Origin of the sequence: Enterococcus infantis (assembly GCF_049166715.1) — a bacterium.
GTDB lineage: Bacteria > Bacillota > Bacilli > Lactobacillales > Enterococcaceae > Enterococcus_C > Enterococcus_C leclercqii.
On record NZ_JBMHFB010000004.1, the window covers coordinates 114,425 to 129,022 of the forward strand.

Sequence of the window (14,598 nt, forward strand, 5' to 3'; positions counted from 1 at the left end):
TTGGCGAAACAAAATCAGTAGCAACACCAGAAGATTGAAATTGCTGAGTAGATTTTTTTATTGATTCTTGAAAAGTACTTTTCAAATACAGGAGGTAGGAGTTATATGAAAATCGGGTTTATCGGAATTGGCGTAATGGGCCATTCTATTGCCAACCACTTACTGACGGCTGGGCATGAAGTTTTTGTCTATAATCGAACAAAAAGCAAAGCAGATGCTATCGTTTCGCTGGGAGCGGTGTGGAAAGATACCCCTCAAGAGTTGACAAAAGCAAGTGAAGTAGTGTTTTCCATGGTGGGTTATCCTCAAGATGTCGAGGAAATTTATTATGGAGAAAATGGGATTTTTAAAGCTGATGTGGCTGGAAAAATACTAGTAGATATGACTACCAGTACACCGACATTAGCAGAAAAAATTGCCGAAACTGCTGCTCAAAGAGGCGCAGACTGCATGGATGCGCCGGTTTCTGGAGGAGATTTAGGAGCTAAAAATGCGACACTGACCATCATGTGTGGCGGAACCAAAGAAGTGTTTGACAAATTGGTCCCACTGTTCAAAGTGATTGGTAAAACATATACGCTTCACGGTCCAGCAGGCAAAGGGCAACATACGAAAATGGCCAATCAGATCATGATTGCTGGTACGATGACAGGCATGACAGAGATGTTAGTATACGCTAAAGCTGCCGGTTTGGACCTGCCTAAGGTTATCGAAACGCTGGCTGGAGGAAGCGCCAGCAATTGGTCGATGGAAAATTACGGTCCTCGAATTTTGAGATCAGATTATTCGCCAGGCTTTTTTGTAAAGCATTTTATTAAAGATTTGAAAATCGCGTTAGATGAGGCTGAAAAGCTTGAACTGAATTTACCTTCAACCAAAGCAGCTTGCCAGCTTTATGAACAATTGGCAGCAAAAGGCCATGAAAATGACGGTACGCAGGCTTTGATTAAACTATGGTGGGAACAATAACATTTTGAAATGTTTTAGAGGCGAAAAATTGGCCATGAAGAGTTCTGAAATGGTGTGTTTATAGGCTGTGATTGGATAAAAAAGTTTGATTTTTTTGCGAAAATCGGTGCATGTATAAGGCGCTTCTGATACAATGATACAGGAAACAGAAAGGGAGGCTTTCGTTTATGAAAAGTTCACAACTGGTCGCTATCATCAAACGCTTGGAAGCAATGACCGAAGCGACTGACAACGAGATTCAAGTGCGTCGCTTTGAAAAAGACGGCGTAGAAAAATGCCTAGTGACTTATGACAAAACTACCGAAACATTCGAATTGACCGAATCCGATTCACAACAAAGCTATCAATTCGACAACATCGATATCGTCGCAATGGAGATTTACGACTTGATCCAATAAACGATGGCATCATGAAAAGACAATCAAAAACGCAACAGCTGAACGAAAAAGATTTCGTTTGGCTGTTGCGTTTTTTTATACTTTTGGTGCTGAGGTGACCGATTCCCTGCTAAAACTTACTTTCAGCTTTAGTATAGAATCGTAAATCTTTTAGAGCGGATCCAGGGTCAATTCGGCCATTAGTTGTGGCACAGTGGTGATTTTGTTTAATCGGTGAACTTGCCCGCCGGCGAAAATCAATCCTTGCTGAGGCTTATCAGTCACCGCATTTAACAGCATTTCTGAAATGCAGTAAGGGATGGTTTTACGGTCACAGTGGTCTAAGGAAAGACAATTGCGGCATTTAGCAATGGGAATTCGCTCTTCGACTTTTGTTCGTTCAGTAAAGTCGTTATGGAGTGCCCGCCCAGGCATACCAACTGGACTTTTGATAATTTCAATGTCCTTTTGGGAAGCATTCAAGTACATTTTTTTGTAGGACTCTGGTGCATCACATTCCTCTGTAACGACAAAGCGGCTAGCAATCTGCACGCCGCTTGCACCTAGGGCAAGGTAACGATCAATGTCGCTTCGGTCAAACACGCCGCCAGCAAATACGACGGGAATTTTTTGTTGAAATTTCTCTTCGTATACAGCAACTTCGTCAAGGATTTTTGTAAACTCTTCATCCATGACTTCAGGAGCCATGCCGGTATCTTCATATTTGAAGCCTAAGTGTCCTCCGGCTTGCGGACCTTCCACCACAACAAGGTCGGCAGTCCGATCATAGCGTTTGGCCCAAGTGCGCAAAATGACTTTGGCAGCTTTGGCTGAAGAGACAATCGGTGCGATTTTGGTTTTTGCTGTACCTACGAGTTCTGGAAGATGAATGGGCAACCCGGCTCCGGAAATGATCAAATCAGCCCCCACCTCGACACAGCGTTTTACGTAACTTTCATATTTAAAAGTCGCACACATGATATTGAAGCCAACGATGCCGCCAGAACCGGCGATTTCTTTGGCTTTTTGATATTCAGAGGCAATTGCCCGCATATTGGCTTTAAAGGGGGCACGTTCAAATAAGGGATCTTGATAACCAATCTGGGCACAAGAAATGATACCGACGCCGCCAGCTTTGGCAACTGCACCAGCCAATCCAGAAAGGCTGACACCGATGCCCATTCCTCCTTGAATGATAGGGTGAGCGGCGGTGAGATCACCGATTTTTAATTTTGGTAATGGCATAAATTAGACTCCTTTAGGATAGCTGCAACTGCTGTTTGACAAAATAAACTAGCGATTTCAGTGGTCAGACAACAGGAGGCTATAGTGGGTGAATAGTAACTTTTAATTAGCAATAAGACAGAAGGTATTCCGATAGAGAGTAACAAAATACTTTGATAATCAAATTAAATATCAGTTTAGTAGCAGCTGCTTCAAAAGTCAATCCTTTTTTGGATAACCAGTTAGGATCGAGAAGATAGGAATATTATGGGAGAACTGCTTTTTTCAAAAAAGGTATTGCATTTTTATTTTTTTTAGATTATATTTTGATAGTCAAAAGATTTGATTGTCAAACTAATTTTGCGGGTGGTGATCCAGTGGAACCTGATTTAAAAAATGTCAATGATTATTTGGTGAGTGTGTTCAATGATATCTTAGTGATTGAAGAATCGGAGCTGAAAAAATCCGAATTTAAAGATTTATCCATTACAGAGATGCACACCATTGAAGCTATCGGCATGTACAAAAAGAAAACAACTTCTGAAGTCGCCAAAGAGTTACAGATCACGGTGGGGACGCTGACCACTGCCATCAACCGCTTGGTCAAAAAAGGCTATGTCGAACGGATTCGTTCAGAAGACGATCGCCGTGTCGTAAAACTGGGATTAACAAAAAAAGGGAAATTACTTTTTAGAGTGCACCAGTATTTTCATCGACAAATGATCAAAAACGTTTTGAAGGATATGGCACCAGAGGAAGAAGCAGCATTATTGAAAGCCTTGAAAAATCTCCATGATTTTTTACAGGAATATAAGTGAGTGATGAGATGGAAAACTACGCAAGAATCACGGCAACGGCCAGTTATGTACCGAAGCTGGTTGTTACCAATGACGATTTGGCTCAGATTATGGATACTTCTGATGAGTGGATCGTTTCTCGTACCGGAATCAAAGAACGACGAATTGCGACAGATCAGAATACATCGGATCTGTGTACCGAGGTAGCCAAACAGCTTTTAGCTAACACAGGGACTACCGCTGAAGAGCTGGATTTTATTTTGGTCGCAACAATGTCCCCAGACTACTTGTCTCCTTCAACTGCCTGTATTGTGCAAGGCAATATCGGTGCCACGGAGGCTTTTGCTTTTGATCTTTCTGCTGCTTGTTCAGGTTTTGTCTACGCTTTATCAATGGCGGACAAACTGATCCGGACAGGTTCTAAAAAAGGCTTGGTCATCGGAGGAGAGGTTTTGTCAAAAGTTGTTGACTGGCAAGATCGCAGCACGGCAGTCTTGTTTGGTGATGGTGCTGCCGGAGTCTTAGTGGAAAAAGGTGGTAAAGAGCCTTTGATTCAAAAAGAGCAATTAGCTAGTGATGGAACTCGTGGTCAGGCACTGACTTCAGGTTTTCGTAACAATCAAAGTCCTTTCGCTGCGGAGTTGGTTCCTGAAAGTGAGGAGCTGACGATGGATGGACGGGGCATTTTTGATTTTGTTACCCGAGATGTGGTTCGCTCGATTGGTGAGCTGTTGGCTGATGATTTAGCCGATGTGGATTACTTTTTATTCCATCAGGCCAATTCACGAATACTCGATAAAGTAGCCCGTAAGCTGAAAGTTCCACGGGAGCTCTTCTTACAGAACATGGATCGCTACGGCAATACCTCTGGAGCAACCATCCCGCTCTTATTAGACGAAGCCGTAGCAAACAATACCCTGTCATTGGGCAGTGGCCAAAAAGTGGTGTTATCAGGATTTGGCGGTGGCTTGACTTGGGGAACCCTTCTAGTCAACCTCTGACACCTGTTCACAATAATGAGCAAACAATAAAACAAAAAAGATAATGGAGGAACACTCATGGTATTCGAAAAAATTCAAGAAATCGTAGCAGAAGAATTAGGTAAAGACACAGAAGAAATCAAACTGACAACTAACATCCAAGAAGATCTGGAAGCAGACAGTCTGGACTTGTTCCAAATCATTAACGAAATCGAAGACGAATTCGATGTGAAGATTGAAACTGAAGAAGGCATCAAAACAGTTGAAGATTTGGTGAAATACGTAGAAGCACAACAAGCTTAAAAAATTTGGGATCGCAAGGATCGGTTGAAAAAAGTACTTGAAGGCTGTTTTCAAGCAAGTCCTTGTGAACCCTTTTCTTATAATAGAAGAAAGCATAAAAGTTTTCTTCTATTATAAGGAAAATGAAAATACGTTGTGTACAGCATATAGAGCATAAGGAGCGACCGATGAAAACAGCATTTTTATTCAGTGGGCAAGGTGCCCAATATACCGGCATGGGCCAGGCCTTTTATGACACTGAAGCACTGATGAAAGAAACTGTCGATCAAGCCTCAGAAATTCTCGGCTACGACATGGCAGCACTGTGCTTTGACGAAGCCAATCAAGAAAAACTCAATCAAACGGAATTCACGCAACCGGCGATCTTAACAGTGAGCGTAGGCATGTTGCGGATTTTAGAAAAGCAGGGGATTGCGGCCGATGCGGTGGTGGGTCTTAGTCTAGGAGAGTATAGCGCTCTGGTGGCAAGTGGCGCATTGGCATTTGCAGATGCAGTTGCTTTGGTAGCCAAGCGAGGTGCTTATATGGCAACTGCTGCCCCTAAAGGAACGGGAAAAATGGTGGCAGTAATGAATGCCGAGTCTGCTGTGATTGAAGCTTGCTGTCAAGAAGCTGCGTCAGTTGGTATCGTCGCTCCGGCTAATTACAATACTCCGCAGCAAATCGTCATTGGTGGCGAGATTGCGGCTGTTGATCAAGCAGTCGCTTTGCTAAAAGAAGCCGGGGTAAAGCGCATGATCGAGTTAAATGTCAGCGGGCCTTTTCACACGGCGCTATTGAAACCCGCAGCAGAAAAATTACAAACAGCGCTTTTGGATGTGGATTTTCAGGAGATGAAGATACCTGTTGTCAGCAACACGACGGCCAATGTCATGATGCAAGATCAAATCAAAACGCTTTTGGAGCAACAGGTGATGTCGCCGGTGCGCTTTTATGACAGTATCGCCACATTAAAGGATTTAGGGGTGGGACGAGTCATCGAGATCGGTCCTGGTAAGACGCTGTCTGGCTTTATGAAAAAAATCGATAAGACCATAGCTGTGACCCGGGTGGAAGACCCTGCGACGTTAGCAGAAACCATCGCGTCAGTTACCGCATGATCGGAGGATAATATGGAATTACAGGGGAAAAATGTCTTTGTCACTGGTTCAACACGGGGAATCGGTTGGGGAATTGCCGAGGCGTTTGCCAAAGAAGGCTGTCATATCGTACTGAACGGCCGCGGGGCAGTTGCTGAGGAATTGATTGCCAAGATCAAATCTTACGGGGTAAATTGTATCGGAATTTCTGGCGATATTGCTGATTTTTCAGCAGCCGGAAATTTGATTACTGAAGCAGAAGAACAGTTAGGACCCATCCATGTATTAGTAAATAATGCTGGGATTACCAATGATAAGCTGCTTTTGCGCATGACAGATGAAGATTTTGATAAAGTGATCAAAATCAATCTGGGTGGGACCTTCAATATGACCCAACAAGTCTTGAAAAAGATGATGAAACGAAGAGAAGGCGCCATCATCAATCTGGCGTCTGTCTCCGGTCAAATGGGGAATATGGGGCAAGCCAATTATGCTGCTTCAAAAGCAGGAGTCGTCGGCTTCACAAAATCTGCCGCCCGGGAAGCCGCACCGCGAGGAATCACGGTCAATGCGATTGCACCAGGATTTATTGAAACAGAAATGACTGCTGTCCTCTCTGATAAAGTCAAAGAAACGGCAACACAAAATATTCCGTTGAAGCGCTTTGGTCAAGTTGCCGAAGTAGCTGAAACTGCTGTCTTTTTAGCAAAAAATCCTTATATCACCGGACAAGTCGTCAATGTGGACGGTGGCATGGTGATGCAAGGGTAATCGAAAGGAGCAAGACAAATGACACGAGTTGTGATTACAGGTTTCGGTGTCGCTTCACCAATCGGAAACGATGCCGAAACATTTTTAGAGAGTTTAAAAAATGGGAAAAATGGGTTGGGACCAATCACTCGTTTCGATGCAACTGAGACAGGTATTTCAGTGGCTGGTGAAATCACCGACTTCCCATTGGAAAAATATTTTATCAAAAAAGATACTAAACGGATGGATCTGTTTTCTTTATACGGAATCTATACGGCGTTGGATGCGATGGCTATGGCCGGGCTGACAAAAGAAACAATTGCAGATCCGGATCGCTTCGGTGTAATGGTCTCTTCTGGTATCGGTGGCTTGCCGACCATTGAAGAACAAGTAATCAAGATGCATGAAAAAGGACCAAAACGAGTTTCACCAATGTTTGTTCCCATGTCGATCGTCAACATGGTGGCCGGCAATATTGCATTGCGGGTGGGAGCTAAAGGAATCTGTACCTCCACTGTGACCGCTTGTGCCTCTGGAACCCATTCCATCGGTGAAGCATTCCGCAACATTAAGCATGGCTATGCAGATGTTATGTTGGCAGGCGGCTCGGAAGCATCCATTTGTGAAATCGGAATTGCTGGCTTTGCCTCATTGACGGCACTGACTTCTGAAAGCGACGTGAACAAAGCTTCTGTTCCATTTGACAGTTCACGCTCTGGCTTTGTCATGGGTGAAGGAGCCGGTGTTTTAATGTTGGAGTCCTTGGAACACGCTGAAAAACGCGGTGCCAAGATTTTAGGGGAAATGGTTGGCTACGGCGCCAACTGTGATGCGTATCATATGACGGCGCCAACACCTGATGGATCAGGTGCGGGTAAAGCGATGAAGTTGGCGCTGGGAGAAGCTGACATTACACCTGATGCAGTGGGTTATATCAATGCCCACGGAACATCGACACCGGCAAATGATAAAGCTGAAGCAAAAGCAATCCACTATGCCTTCGGAGATGCTTACAAGGATGTTTATGTCAGCTCAACGAAATCAATGACAGGGCATTTACTAGGGGGAGCTGGTGGTGTGGAAGCAGTAGCGACTTTGCTGGCGCTAAATGAACAATTTGTGCCACCAACGATCAATGTTACTGAACAAGATCCAGAAATTGACTTGAATGTCGTAAAAAATGCTGCGATTGCTGCTGATTTGACTTATGGCATGAGCAACTCATTAGGATTTGGCGGACACAATGCTGTTATCTTAATGAAACGTTGGGAGGACTAGAAGTGGAAATCACGGAAATCAAAGAACTATTAGCACAGTTTGATGCTTCGACATTGACGGAGTTCGATTTGAGAGATGGTCATTTTGAACTGTATTTCAATAAAAATTCCGATAGCCGCAAAGGCAGTGCTTCGCAAGCAGCAAGTCAAATGCCGATTACTCCAAGTATGCCTGTTCCTACGCCTGGGGCAGAGCATCCCCATTTAGCAGAAAAGGCTGTAGCTAATGAATCATTGCCAACCACTGCTAAGTCCACGCCAGAGGAAGCAGAAGGCACAGCTATCTCTTCACCGGTAGTAGGAATTGTTTACTTGCAGCCATCACCGGATAAACCAGCGTTTAAATCTGTCGGCGACCGAGTGAAAAAAGGTGAAGTTGTCTGTATCGTAGAAGCCATGAAAGTTATGAATGAAATCACTTCCGACATCGAAGGTGAGGTTGTCGCGGTTATGGTAGAAAACGAGCAGGTGGTGGAATTTAACCAGCCATTATTCAAAGTGAAAGAAGGGTAACTCTATGAGCGTTATGACAATTGAAGAAATCAAAGCAATTATTCCTCATCGTTACCCGTTTTTGTTAATCGATCGGGTAGAAGAGTTGGAAGAAGGCAAACGGATCGTGGCAAAGAAAAATGTCACCGTCAATGAACCTTTTTTCCAAGGACATTTCCCACAAGAACCTGTGATGCCTGGGGTGCTGATTATTGAAGCTTTGGCACAAGCCGGCGCAGTGGCGTTACTGTCTCTGGAAGACTATCAAGGAAAGACTGCGTATTTCGGCGCGCTGGACAAAGCAAAATTCCGTAAAAAAGTTGTGCCTGGCGATACCCTGATGTTGGAAGTGGAGATTACGAAAATCAAAGGTCCGGCGGGTATCGGTAAAGGGATTGCCTACGTAGACGGAAAGAAAGCCTGCGAAGCAGAACTAACATTTATGATTGGCTAGGTGAAAGCATGTTTCAAAAAGTTTTGATCGCCAATCGTGGCGAAATCGCAGTCAGAGTCATTCGCGCCTGCCGCGAATTAGGGATTCGAACAGTTGCTGTATATTCGGAAGCCGATAAAGATGCTCTGCACACAGAATTAGCAGATGAAGCCATTTGTATCGGACCTGCCAAAGCAGCGGATTCTTATTTGAATGTCACGCAAATTTTAAGTGCAGCAGTTGTGACAAATGCCCAGGCGATTCATCCAGGCTTTGGCTTTTTGTCGGAAAACAGCCGCTTTGCTTCGATGTGCGAAGAAATGAATATTACCTTTATCGGTCCAACCTCTGAAACCATCGATGCCATGGGAAATAAAATCAATGCTCGGCGTTTGATGCTCGATGCAAAGGTACCGGTAATTCCCGGGAGTGATGGGGCAGTTTCTGATGTGGCAGAAGCATTGACTATTGCCGAAGAAATCGGTTATCCGGTAATGTTGAAAGCAGCAGCTGGTGGCGGCGGTAAAGGAATTCGTAAAGTCCTGTCAGCTGAGGAGTTGCCACAGCACTTTGCTTCAGCCCAACAAGAAGCAAAAGCTGCTTTTGGAAACGATGATATGTACTTGGAAAAAATCATTTATCCGGCACGACATATCGAAGTTCAGATTTTAGGTGATCGCTTTGGAAATGTCATCCATCTGGGAGAGCGGGATTGTTCGTTGCAACGAAACAATCAAAAGGTGCTGGAAGAGTCACCTTCCATCGTGATTTCAGAGGAAAAACGCAGTGCAATTGGTGGAGCCGCAGTGCGGGCGGCCAAGGCAGTCAGCTATCAAAATGCGGGCACAATCGAATTTTTGATGGATCAGGCGGGGGATTTCTACTTTATGGAAATGAACACGCGGATTCAAGTAGAACATCCAATCACTGAAATGGTGACTGGGGTAGATCTGGTGAAAAAACAGTTGGAGATTGCCAGCGGGGAACCGCTTGGCTTGCAGCAAAAAGACATTACATTGACTGGACATGCGATTGAATGTCGAATCAATGCTGAAAATCCAGCCTTTAACTTTGCCCCGTCGCCAGGTACAATCCACAATCTCTTTTTGCCAAGTGGCGGTTTGGGATTGCGGGTAGATTCCGGTATGTACTCAGGCTACACGATTCCGCCTTATTACGATTCGATGATTGCAAAAATCATCGTTCATGGGGCCAATCGTTTCGAAGCACTGATGAAGATGCAGCGGGCACTGGGGGAGTTGGTAACAGAAGGTGTTGTCACCAATGCGGACTTTCAGATGGATTTAATCAGTCATCCACAAGTAGTGGCTGGTGATTATGATACTGCCTTTTTACAAGAAGTCTTTTTGCCTGATTGGACACCGGAAGCTTAGGTTACTCAGTAAAACAGGTTGATGAACTTTTATAAAAGTTATCAAAAGTAGTATAAAATTGATTTTTTGGACCGAGTTCCCTAGCGGTAGTCGGTCCTTCTTTTCCAACGTTTGGCTCATCAACTTTGAAGAGCAAACTATTCAGCAAGATCCCGATCAAGCTGTGGACACAGCTTTTTCTGAAAGGGGCAGCCCTTTTGCGTGAGGAGGATGAGGGATGGCATTATTCAAAAAGAAGAAAAACTACATTCGGATCAATCCCAATCGTGATGCGGTAACCGCTAGTCAGGCGAAGACCGAAGTACCGGACAATCTATGGGCAAAATGTCCCAACTGTAAGCATATGTTGTACACCAAAGATATCGGTTTGGAAAAAGTCTGCCCACATTGTGGCTATAATTTTCGTATCAGTGCTTGGGAACGAATCGCCATCACCATTGATGAGAAAAGTTTCGAAGAATGGGACACTGACGTCACGACCACTGATCCGCTGTCCTTTCCTGGCTACGAAAAAAAAGTTGCCCAAATGCAGGAGAAGACAGGACTTCATGAAGCGGTGCTGACGGGCCGGGCCTTGATCAAAGAAGAACCACTGGCAATCGGTATCATGGATTCTCATTTTATTATGGGAAGTATGGGGACTGTCGTAGGAGAAAAAGTGACCCGTCTGTTTGAAAAAGCAACGTCAGAAGGACTACCAGTAGTGATTTTTACAGCCTCTGGCGGTGCGCGGATGCAAGAAGGCATTTTTTCATTGATGCAGATGGCAAAAATTTCTGCTGCAGTGAAGCGTCACAGTGAAGCCGGATTGTTCTATTTGACCGTTTTGACTGATCCGACAACTGGTGGAGTGACCGCCAGTTTTGCGATGGAAGGGGATCTCATTTTGGCAGAACCGCAAAGTTTGATTGGTTTTGCCGGTCGTCGAGTCATCGAACAAACCATCAAGCAGGAACTACCGGAAGATTTCCAAAAAGCAGAGTTTCTGTTGGAACACGGATTTGTAGATCAGATTGTGCCTCGTACCCAGTTGCGGGAGCGGATTTGGCAGTTGCTACGATTCCACAATATGGAAGGGTGGGGATCAGATGCCGACAGCAAATGAAATCGTACAGTTGGCCCGTGCTAAGGACCGGCCGACAGCCTTGGAATTTTTTGCAGAGGTTTTTGAGAGCTTTCAGGAATTTCATGGGGATCGTCTATTTTCAGATGACGAAGCTATCGTCGGAGGCATTGCACTACTGGAGCAAAAACCAGTGACGGTTATCGGGATTCAAAAAGGGCGTGACCTGAAAGAAAATCTGCAGCGTAATTTTGGGGCGCCACATCCAGAAGGTTATCGCAAGGCACTGCGTTTAATGAAGCAGGCCGAAAAATTTGGCCGGCCAGTGATTACCTTCATTAATACCGCAGGGGCTTTTTGCGGAATCGGGGCTGAAGAGCGGGGCGAAGGGGAAGCCATCGCTCGTAATTTAATGGAGATGTCAGACCTCAAAGTGCCGATTATTGCCATCATCATTGGTGAAGGCGGCAGCGGGGGTGCATTGGCTTTGGCATTGGGGGATGAAGTCTGGATGTTAGAGCATTCAATTTATGCCATCTTGTCTCCTGAAGGTTTTGCTTCAATCCTTTGGAAAGATGGCAGCCGTGCCTCAGAAGCGGCAGAATTGATGAAAATCACTGCTCATGAGTTGCACGATTTGGGGATCGTGGATAAAGTGATAGCTGAAACAAGTCGAGGCCATCAAATTGAGCATTCACGGATGATGCGGGATCTTCGTCTGGCACTAACCAAAAAATTGACGGAGTTGTCCCAATTGCCGGTAGAAAAATTACTGGAAAATCGCTACCAACGCTTTAGAAAATATTGATATTTACTTGTAATCAAGCTTTCGAGCTGTGAACACTGCTGAAAACAGGCAGCGCTCTCAGTTGGGAAGCTTTTTTGGTTTAGAGAGAAATGGAGCGTATGTCGATTGTAACCATATACTTTGGAAAAGATACAATGGATAATTATGCATCTTTTCGCTAAAAAGGCGTGCAAGATACAATACACTGTGGTAGGATGTATATAATCACAAAATAAGAGTTGAAAATGTATATTTATTAAAGGGGCGATCGAGATGAAAAAAGTGATGAAGTGGACAGTTATATTGGCAGCGATAGTTGTGTTAGGAGCTTGCGGTAGTGGGAAAACGACTGGAAGTTCTGCTGCTAAGGAAAGCAGTTCAGCAGAAACGGCGGGAAAATTAGCTGCCATCAAGAAAGCTGGAGTCATCCGCGTCGGAACCTCCGCAGATTTCCCACCATTTGAGTTTCATACAATGGTAGATGGTACGGATCAAATTGTTGGAGCCGATGTGGATATGGTAAATGCTATCGCAGAGGAATTAGGCGTAAAAGTGAAGTGGAGTGATACGGATTTTGATACCATGCTGGCTTCTTTACAAGCCGGTAATTTGGATATGGGGGTCTCTGGAATCTCCGCTACAGAAGAACGAAAAGAAAATATGCTCTTTACAGAAAACTATTATGTCCCTAAGCAAAACGTAGTAATCAACAAGCAAAATGTGGATAAATATACGGACATTGCGGATTTCAAAGAAAAAAAGGTTGGTGCCCAAAAAGGCTCTATTCAAGAAGGAATTGTACAGTCTCAGTTTGCTGATTCACAGCTGGTAGCGATTGCTAAGATACCGAATCTGGTCATGGAAGTCAAAAGCGGTTCGTTGGATGGACTAGTCCTGGAAGATAAGATTGCAGCTTCATATGTTGCTCAAAATGATGATCTGGCAATTGCTGATGTCGAAGTGAAATCCACCGATGATGAATCCTATTCTATCGCTTTGCCAAAAGGCAGCGAGGACTTACAAGCAGAACTCAATACGATTTTGAAAAAGCTGATAGCTGAAGGTAAAATTGATGAATTTGTCGAAAAAAATGACAAATTGGCAAATGACAAAGGCAAATAATAGGTTGGAGATAAGGCCATGAATATAAATTTTGATTTTTTGCCGACTTACTATCCTTACTTTATTTATGGGACAGTAGTGACTTTGATTATTTCTGTGATTACTATTATTTTTGGAACAATTATCGGTGTTGTTATGGCATTGCTGAAACGTTCGCAAGTCCCGCCGTTGCGTTGGCTGGCCAATATCTATATTGAAGTCTTACGAGGGACACCGATGCTTTTGCAGATTATGATTGGATTTATTAGTCTGCAGAATTTGTTTAAGCTGCCTGCTGTTCAGATTGGCATTCTCAGTTTGGACTTGAGCCGCTTGATCCCTGGGATTATCGTTATTTCTTTAAATTCTGGTGCGTATGTGGCAGAAATCGTGCGGGGTGGGATCAATGCGGTGGACTTTGGCCAAACAGAAGCTGCAGGATCACTGGGGTTGCGTCCAGGTCAGACGATGCGCTACGTTGTATTGCCGCAAGCGCTGCGAAATATTTTACCGCCGCTGGGAAATGAGTTTATCGTGCTGATTAAAGACTCTTCGTTACTGTCCATCATCGGGATTGTTGAGTTAATGAATAGCTCTCAGATTGTCGTTACCAGTACATTTACGCCACTCTCCCCGTATTTTGTGGCAGCTGCCATCTATTTTGTAATCACTTTTGCTACTTCTCGGGGTTTAGGTGCCTGGGAGAAAAAACTGGGTCGCGGCTATCACCGCTGACTCTGGTTTGAACTATCCAGTTACATGATTTTTTGACAAAGGAGGGCACTCATGACAGCTTTGATCGAAGTAAATGGACTAAAGAAATCTTTCGGTAAAAATCAGGTGCTCAATGGAATCGACACTCAAATCCAGCGAGGGGAAGTGGTGGTGGTCATCGGCCCTTCCGGATCAGGGAAAAGTACTTTTTTACGCTGTTTGAATCTGTTAGAAAAACCTACTGGGGGACGGGTCGTCTTTGAGGGAAAAGACATTACCGACAAGAACAACGATATTTATTTGATGCGGGAAAAAATGGGGATGGTTTTTCAAAATTTCAACTTGTTTCCAAATCTAACCGTGATGCAAAATATTACTTTGGCACCATTAAAGGTTAAAAAGCAAACCAAGAGTGAAGCCGAGGCCTATGGTGAACACTTATTAGTAAAAGTGGGGTTGCAGGAAAAGGCGGCGGCTTATCCGCAAGCTTTGTCAGGTGGTCAGAAACAGCGGATTGCGATTGCCCGAGCACTGGCAATGCAGCCGGATGTGATGCTCTTTGACGAACCCACCTCTGCTCTTGATCCAGAAATGGTGGGGGAAGTTTTAGGTGTCATGCAGGAGTTAGCTAAAGAAGGCATGACGATGGTAATTGTCACGCATGAAATGGGCTTTGCCAAAGAGGTCGGTGATCGCATCTTATTTATGGATGAAGGAATTATCATGGAAGAAGGCACGCCCGAAGAGGTCTTCAATCAGCCACAAAACCCACGCACCATTGACTTTCTATCAAAAGTGTTGCACTAGGTCCGGAATAAGTCGGATGTTAGAACAAGTAGTAAAGTAGCCAAAAAGCCA

General features: G+C 44.3%; 17 protein-coding genes. 16 read left to right on the plus strand and 1 reads right to left on the minus strand.

The features are described from left to right. Window positions 1-105: 105 nt before the first annotated feature. Together ACOMA8_RS05945 and ACOMA8_RS05950 are read left to right on the plus strand one after the other, a co-directional pair. Window positions 106-969 (plus strand): NAD(P)-dependent oxidoreductase, encoded by an 864-nt coding sequence (locus ACOMA8_RS05945; RefSeq protein WP_161900730.1) that lies wholly within the window; start codon window positions 106-108, stop codon window positions 967-969. 167 nt (window positions 970-1,136) lie between these two features. Beyond that, window positions 1,137-1,367 (plus strand): YkuJ family protein, encoded by a 231-nt coding sequence (locus ACOMA8_RS05950; RefSeq protein WP_161900729.1) that lies wholly within the window; start codon window positions 1,137-1,139, stop codon window positions 1,365-1,367. A 150-nt stretch (window positions 1,368-1,517) separates the two neighbouring features. On the opposite strand, the gene ACOMA8_RS05955 is transcribed toward ACOMA8_RS05950, so the two are convergent. Continuing rightward, window positions 1,518-2,591 (minus strand): NAD(P)H-dependent flavin oxidoreductase, encoded by a 1,074-nt coding sequence (locus ACOMA8_RS05955; protein ID WP_421369309.1) that lies wholly within the window; start codon window positions 2,589-2,591, stop codon window positions 1,518-1,520. 356 nt (window positions 2,592-2,947) lie between these two features. On the opposite strand from ACOMA8_RS05955, the gene fabT reads away from it, so the two are divergent. The 14 genes from fabT to ACOMA8_RS06025 all read left to right on the plus strand — a co-directional run bounded on the left by fabT (window position 2,948) and on the right by ACOMA8_RS06025 (window position 14,547). Then, a complete protein-coding gene (gene fabT / locus ACOMA8_RS05960) occupies window positions 2,948-3,388 on the plus strand; it encodes a fatty acid biosynthesis transcriptional regulator FabT (protein ID WP_161900727.1) in 441 nt (146 codons plus the stop codon). An 8-nt stretch (window positions 3,389-3,396) separates the two neighbouring features. Then, on the plus strand, window positions 3,397-4,368 hold the full coding sequence (locus ACOMA8_RS05965) for a beta-ketoacyl-ACP synthase III (protein WP_421369311.1): 972 nt from the start codon (window positions 3,397-3,399) through the stop codon (window positions 4,366-4,368). A 57-nt stretch (window positions 4,369-4,425) separates the two neighbouring features. After that, on the plus strand, window positions 4,426-4,650 hold the full coding sequence (locus ACOMA8_RS05970) for an acyl carrier protein (RefSeq protein WP_161900725.1): 225 nt from the start codon (window positions 4,426-4,428) through the stop codon (window positions 4,648-4,650). Window positions 4,651-4,817: 167 nt separating this feature from the next. After that, window positions 4,818-5,750 (plus strand): ACP S-malonyltransferase, encoded by a 933-nt coding sequence (gene fabD / locus ACOMA8_RS05975; RefSeq protein WP_421369313.1) that lies wholly within the window; start codon window positions 4,818-4,820, stop codon window positions 5,748-5,750. 12 nt (window positions 5,751-5,762) lie between these two features. Beyond that, window positions 5,763-6,500, plus strand: a complete 738-nt coding sequence (gene fabG / locus ACOMA8_RS05980; protein WP_161900723.1) for a 3-oxoacyl-[acyl-carrier-protein] reductase — start codon at window positions 5,763-5,765, stop codon at window positions 6,498-6,500. A gap of 18 nt (window positions 6,501-6,518) precedes the next feature. Beyond that, a complete protein-coding gene (gene fabF, locus ACOMA8_RS05985; protein ID WP_421369315.1) occupies window positions 6,519-7,757 on the plus strand; it encodes a beta-ketoacyl-ACP synthase II in 1,239 nt (412 codons plus the stop codon). A gap of 2 nt (window positions 7,758-7,759) precedes the next feature. Beyond that, window positions 7,760-8,269 carry an acetyl-CoA carboxylase biotin carboxyl carrier protein gene (gene accB / locus ACOMA8_RS05990; protein WP_421369317.1) on the plus strand — a complete coding sequence of 170 codons (510 nt, stop codon included), beginning with the start codon at window positions 7,760-7,762 and terminating at the stop codon, window positions 8,267-8,269. 13 nt (window positions 8,270-8,282) lie between these two features. Continuing rightward, a complete protein-coding gene (fabZ, locus tag ACOMA8_RS05995) occupies window positions 8,283-8,702 on the plus strand; it encodes a 3-hydroxyacyl-ACP dehydratase FabZ (protein WP_202622243.1) in 420 nt (139 codons plus the stop codon). Window positions 8,703-8,710: 8 nt separating this feature from the next. Beyond that, window positions 8,711-10,075 carry an acetyl-CoA carboxylase biotin carboxylase subunit gene (locus ACOMA8_RS06000; protein WP_161900719.1) on the plus strand — a complete coding sequence of 455 codons (1,365 nt, stop codon included), beginning with the start codon at window positions 8,711-8,713 and terminating at the stop codon, window positions 10,073-10,075. 217 nt (window positions 10,076-10,292) lie between these two features. Beyond that, window positions 10,293-11,180 (plus strand): acetyl-CoA carboxylase, carboxyltransferase subunit beta, encoded by an 888-nt coding sequence (accD, locus tag ACOMA8_RS06005; RefSeq protein ID WP_421369319.1) that lies wholly within the window; start codon window positions 10,293-10,295, stop codon window positions 11,178-11,180. Next, window positions 11,164-11,946, plus strand: coding sequence for an acetyl-CoA carboxylase carboxyl transferase subunit alpha (locus tag ACOMA8_RS06010; protein WP_161900717.1), 783 nt, complete (start codon window positions 11,164-11,166; stop codon window positions 11,944-11,946). Before accD ends, ACOMA8_RS06010 begins: the two co-directional genes overlap by 17 nt. Window positions 11,947-12,198: 252 nt before the next feature. After that, window positions 12,199-13,047 (plus strand): transporter substrate-binding domain-containing protein, encoded by an 849-nt coding sequence (locus ACOMA8_RS06015; RefSeq protein WP_421369322.1) that lies wholly within the window; start codon window positions 12,199-12,201, stop codon window positions 13,045-13,047. Window positions 13,048-13,071: 24 nt separating this feature from the next. Beyond that, complete coding sequence (locus ACOMA8_RS06020; protein ID WP_421369514.1) at window positions 13,072-13,761, plus strand: amino acid ABC transporter permease; 690 nt, start codon at window positions 13,072-13,074, stop codon at window positions 13,759-13,761. 51 nt (window positions 13,762-13,812) lie between these two features. Continuing rightward, a complete protein-coding gene (locus tag ACOMA8_RS06025; RefSeq protein WP_421369324.1) occupies window positions 13,813-14,547 on the plus strand; it encodes an amino acid ABC transporter ATP-binding protein in 735 nt (244 codons plus the stop codon). The last annotated feature ends 51 nt before the right edge of the window (window positions 14,548-14,598 follow it).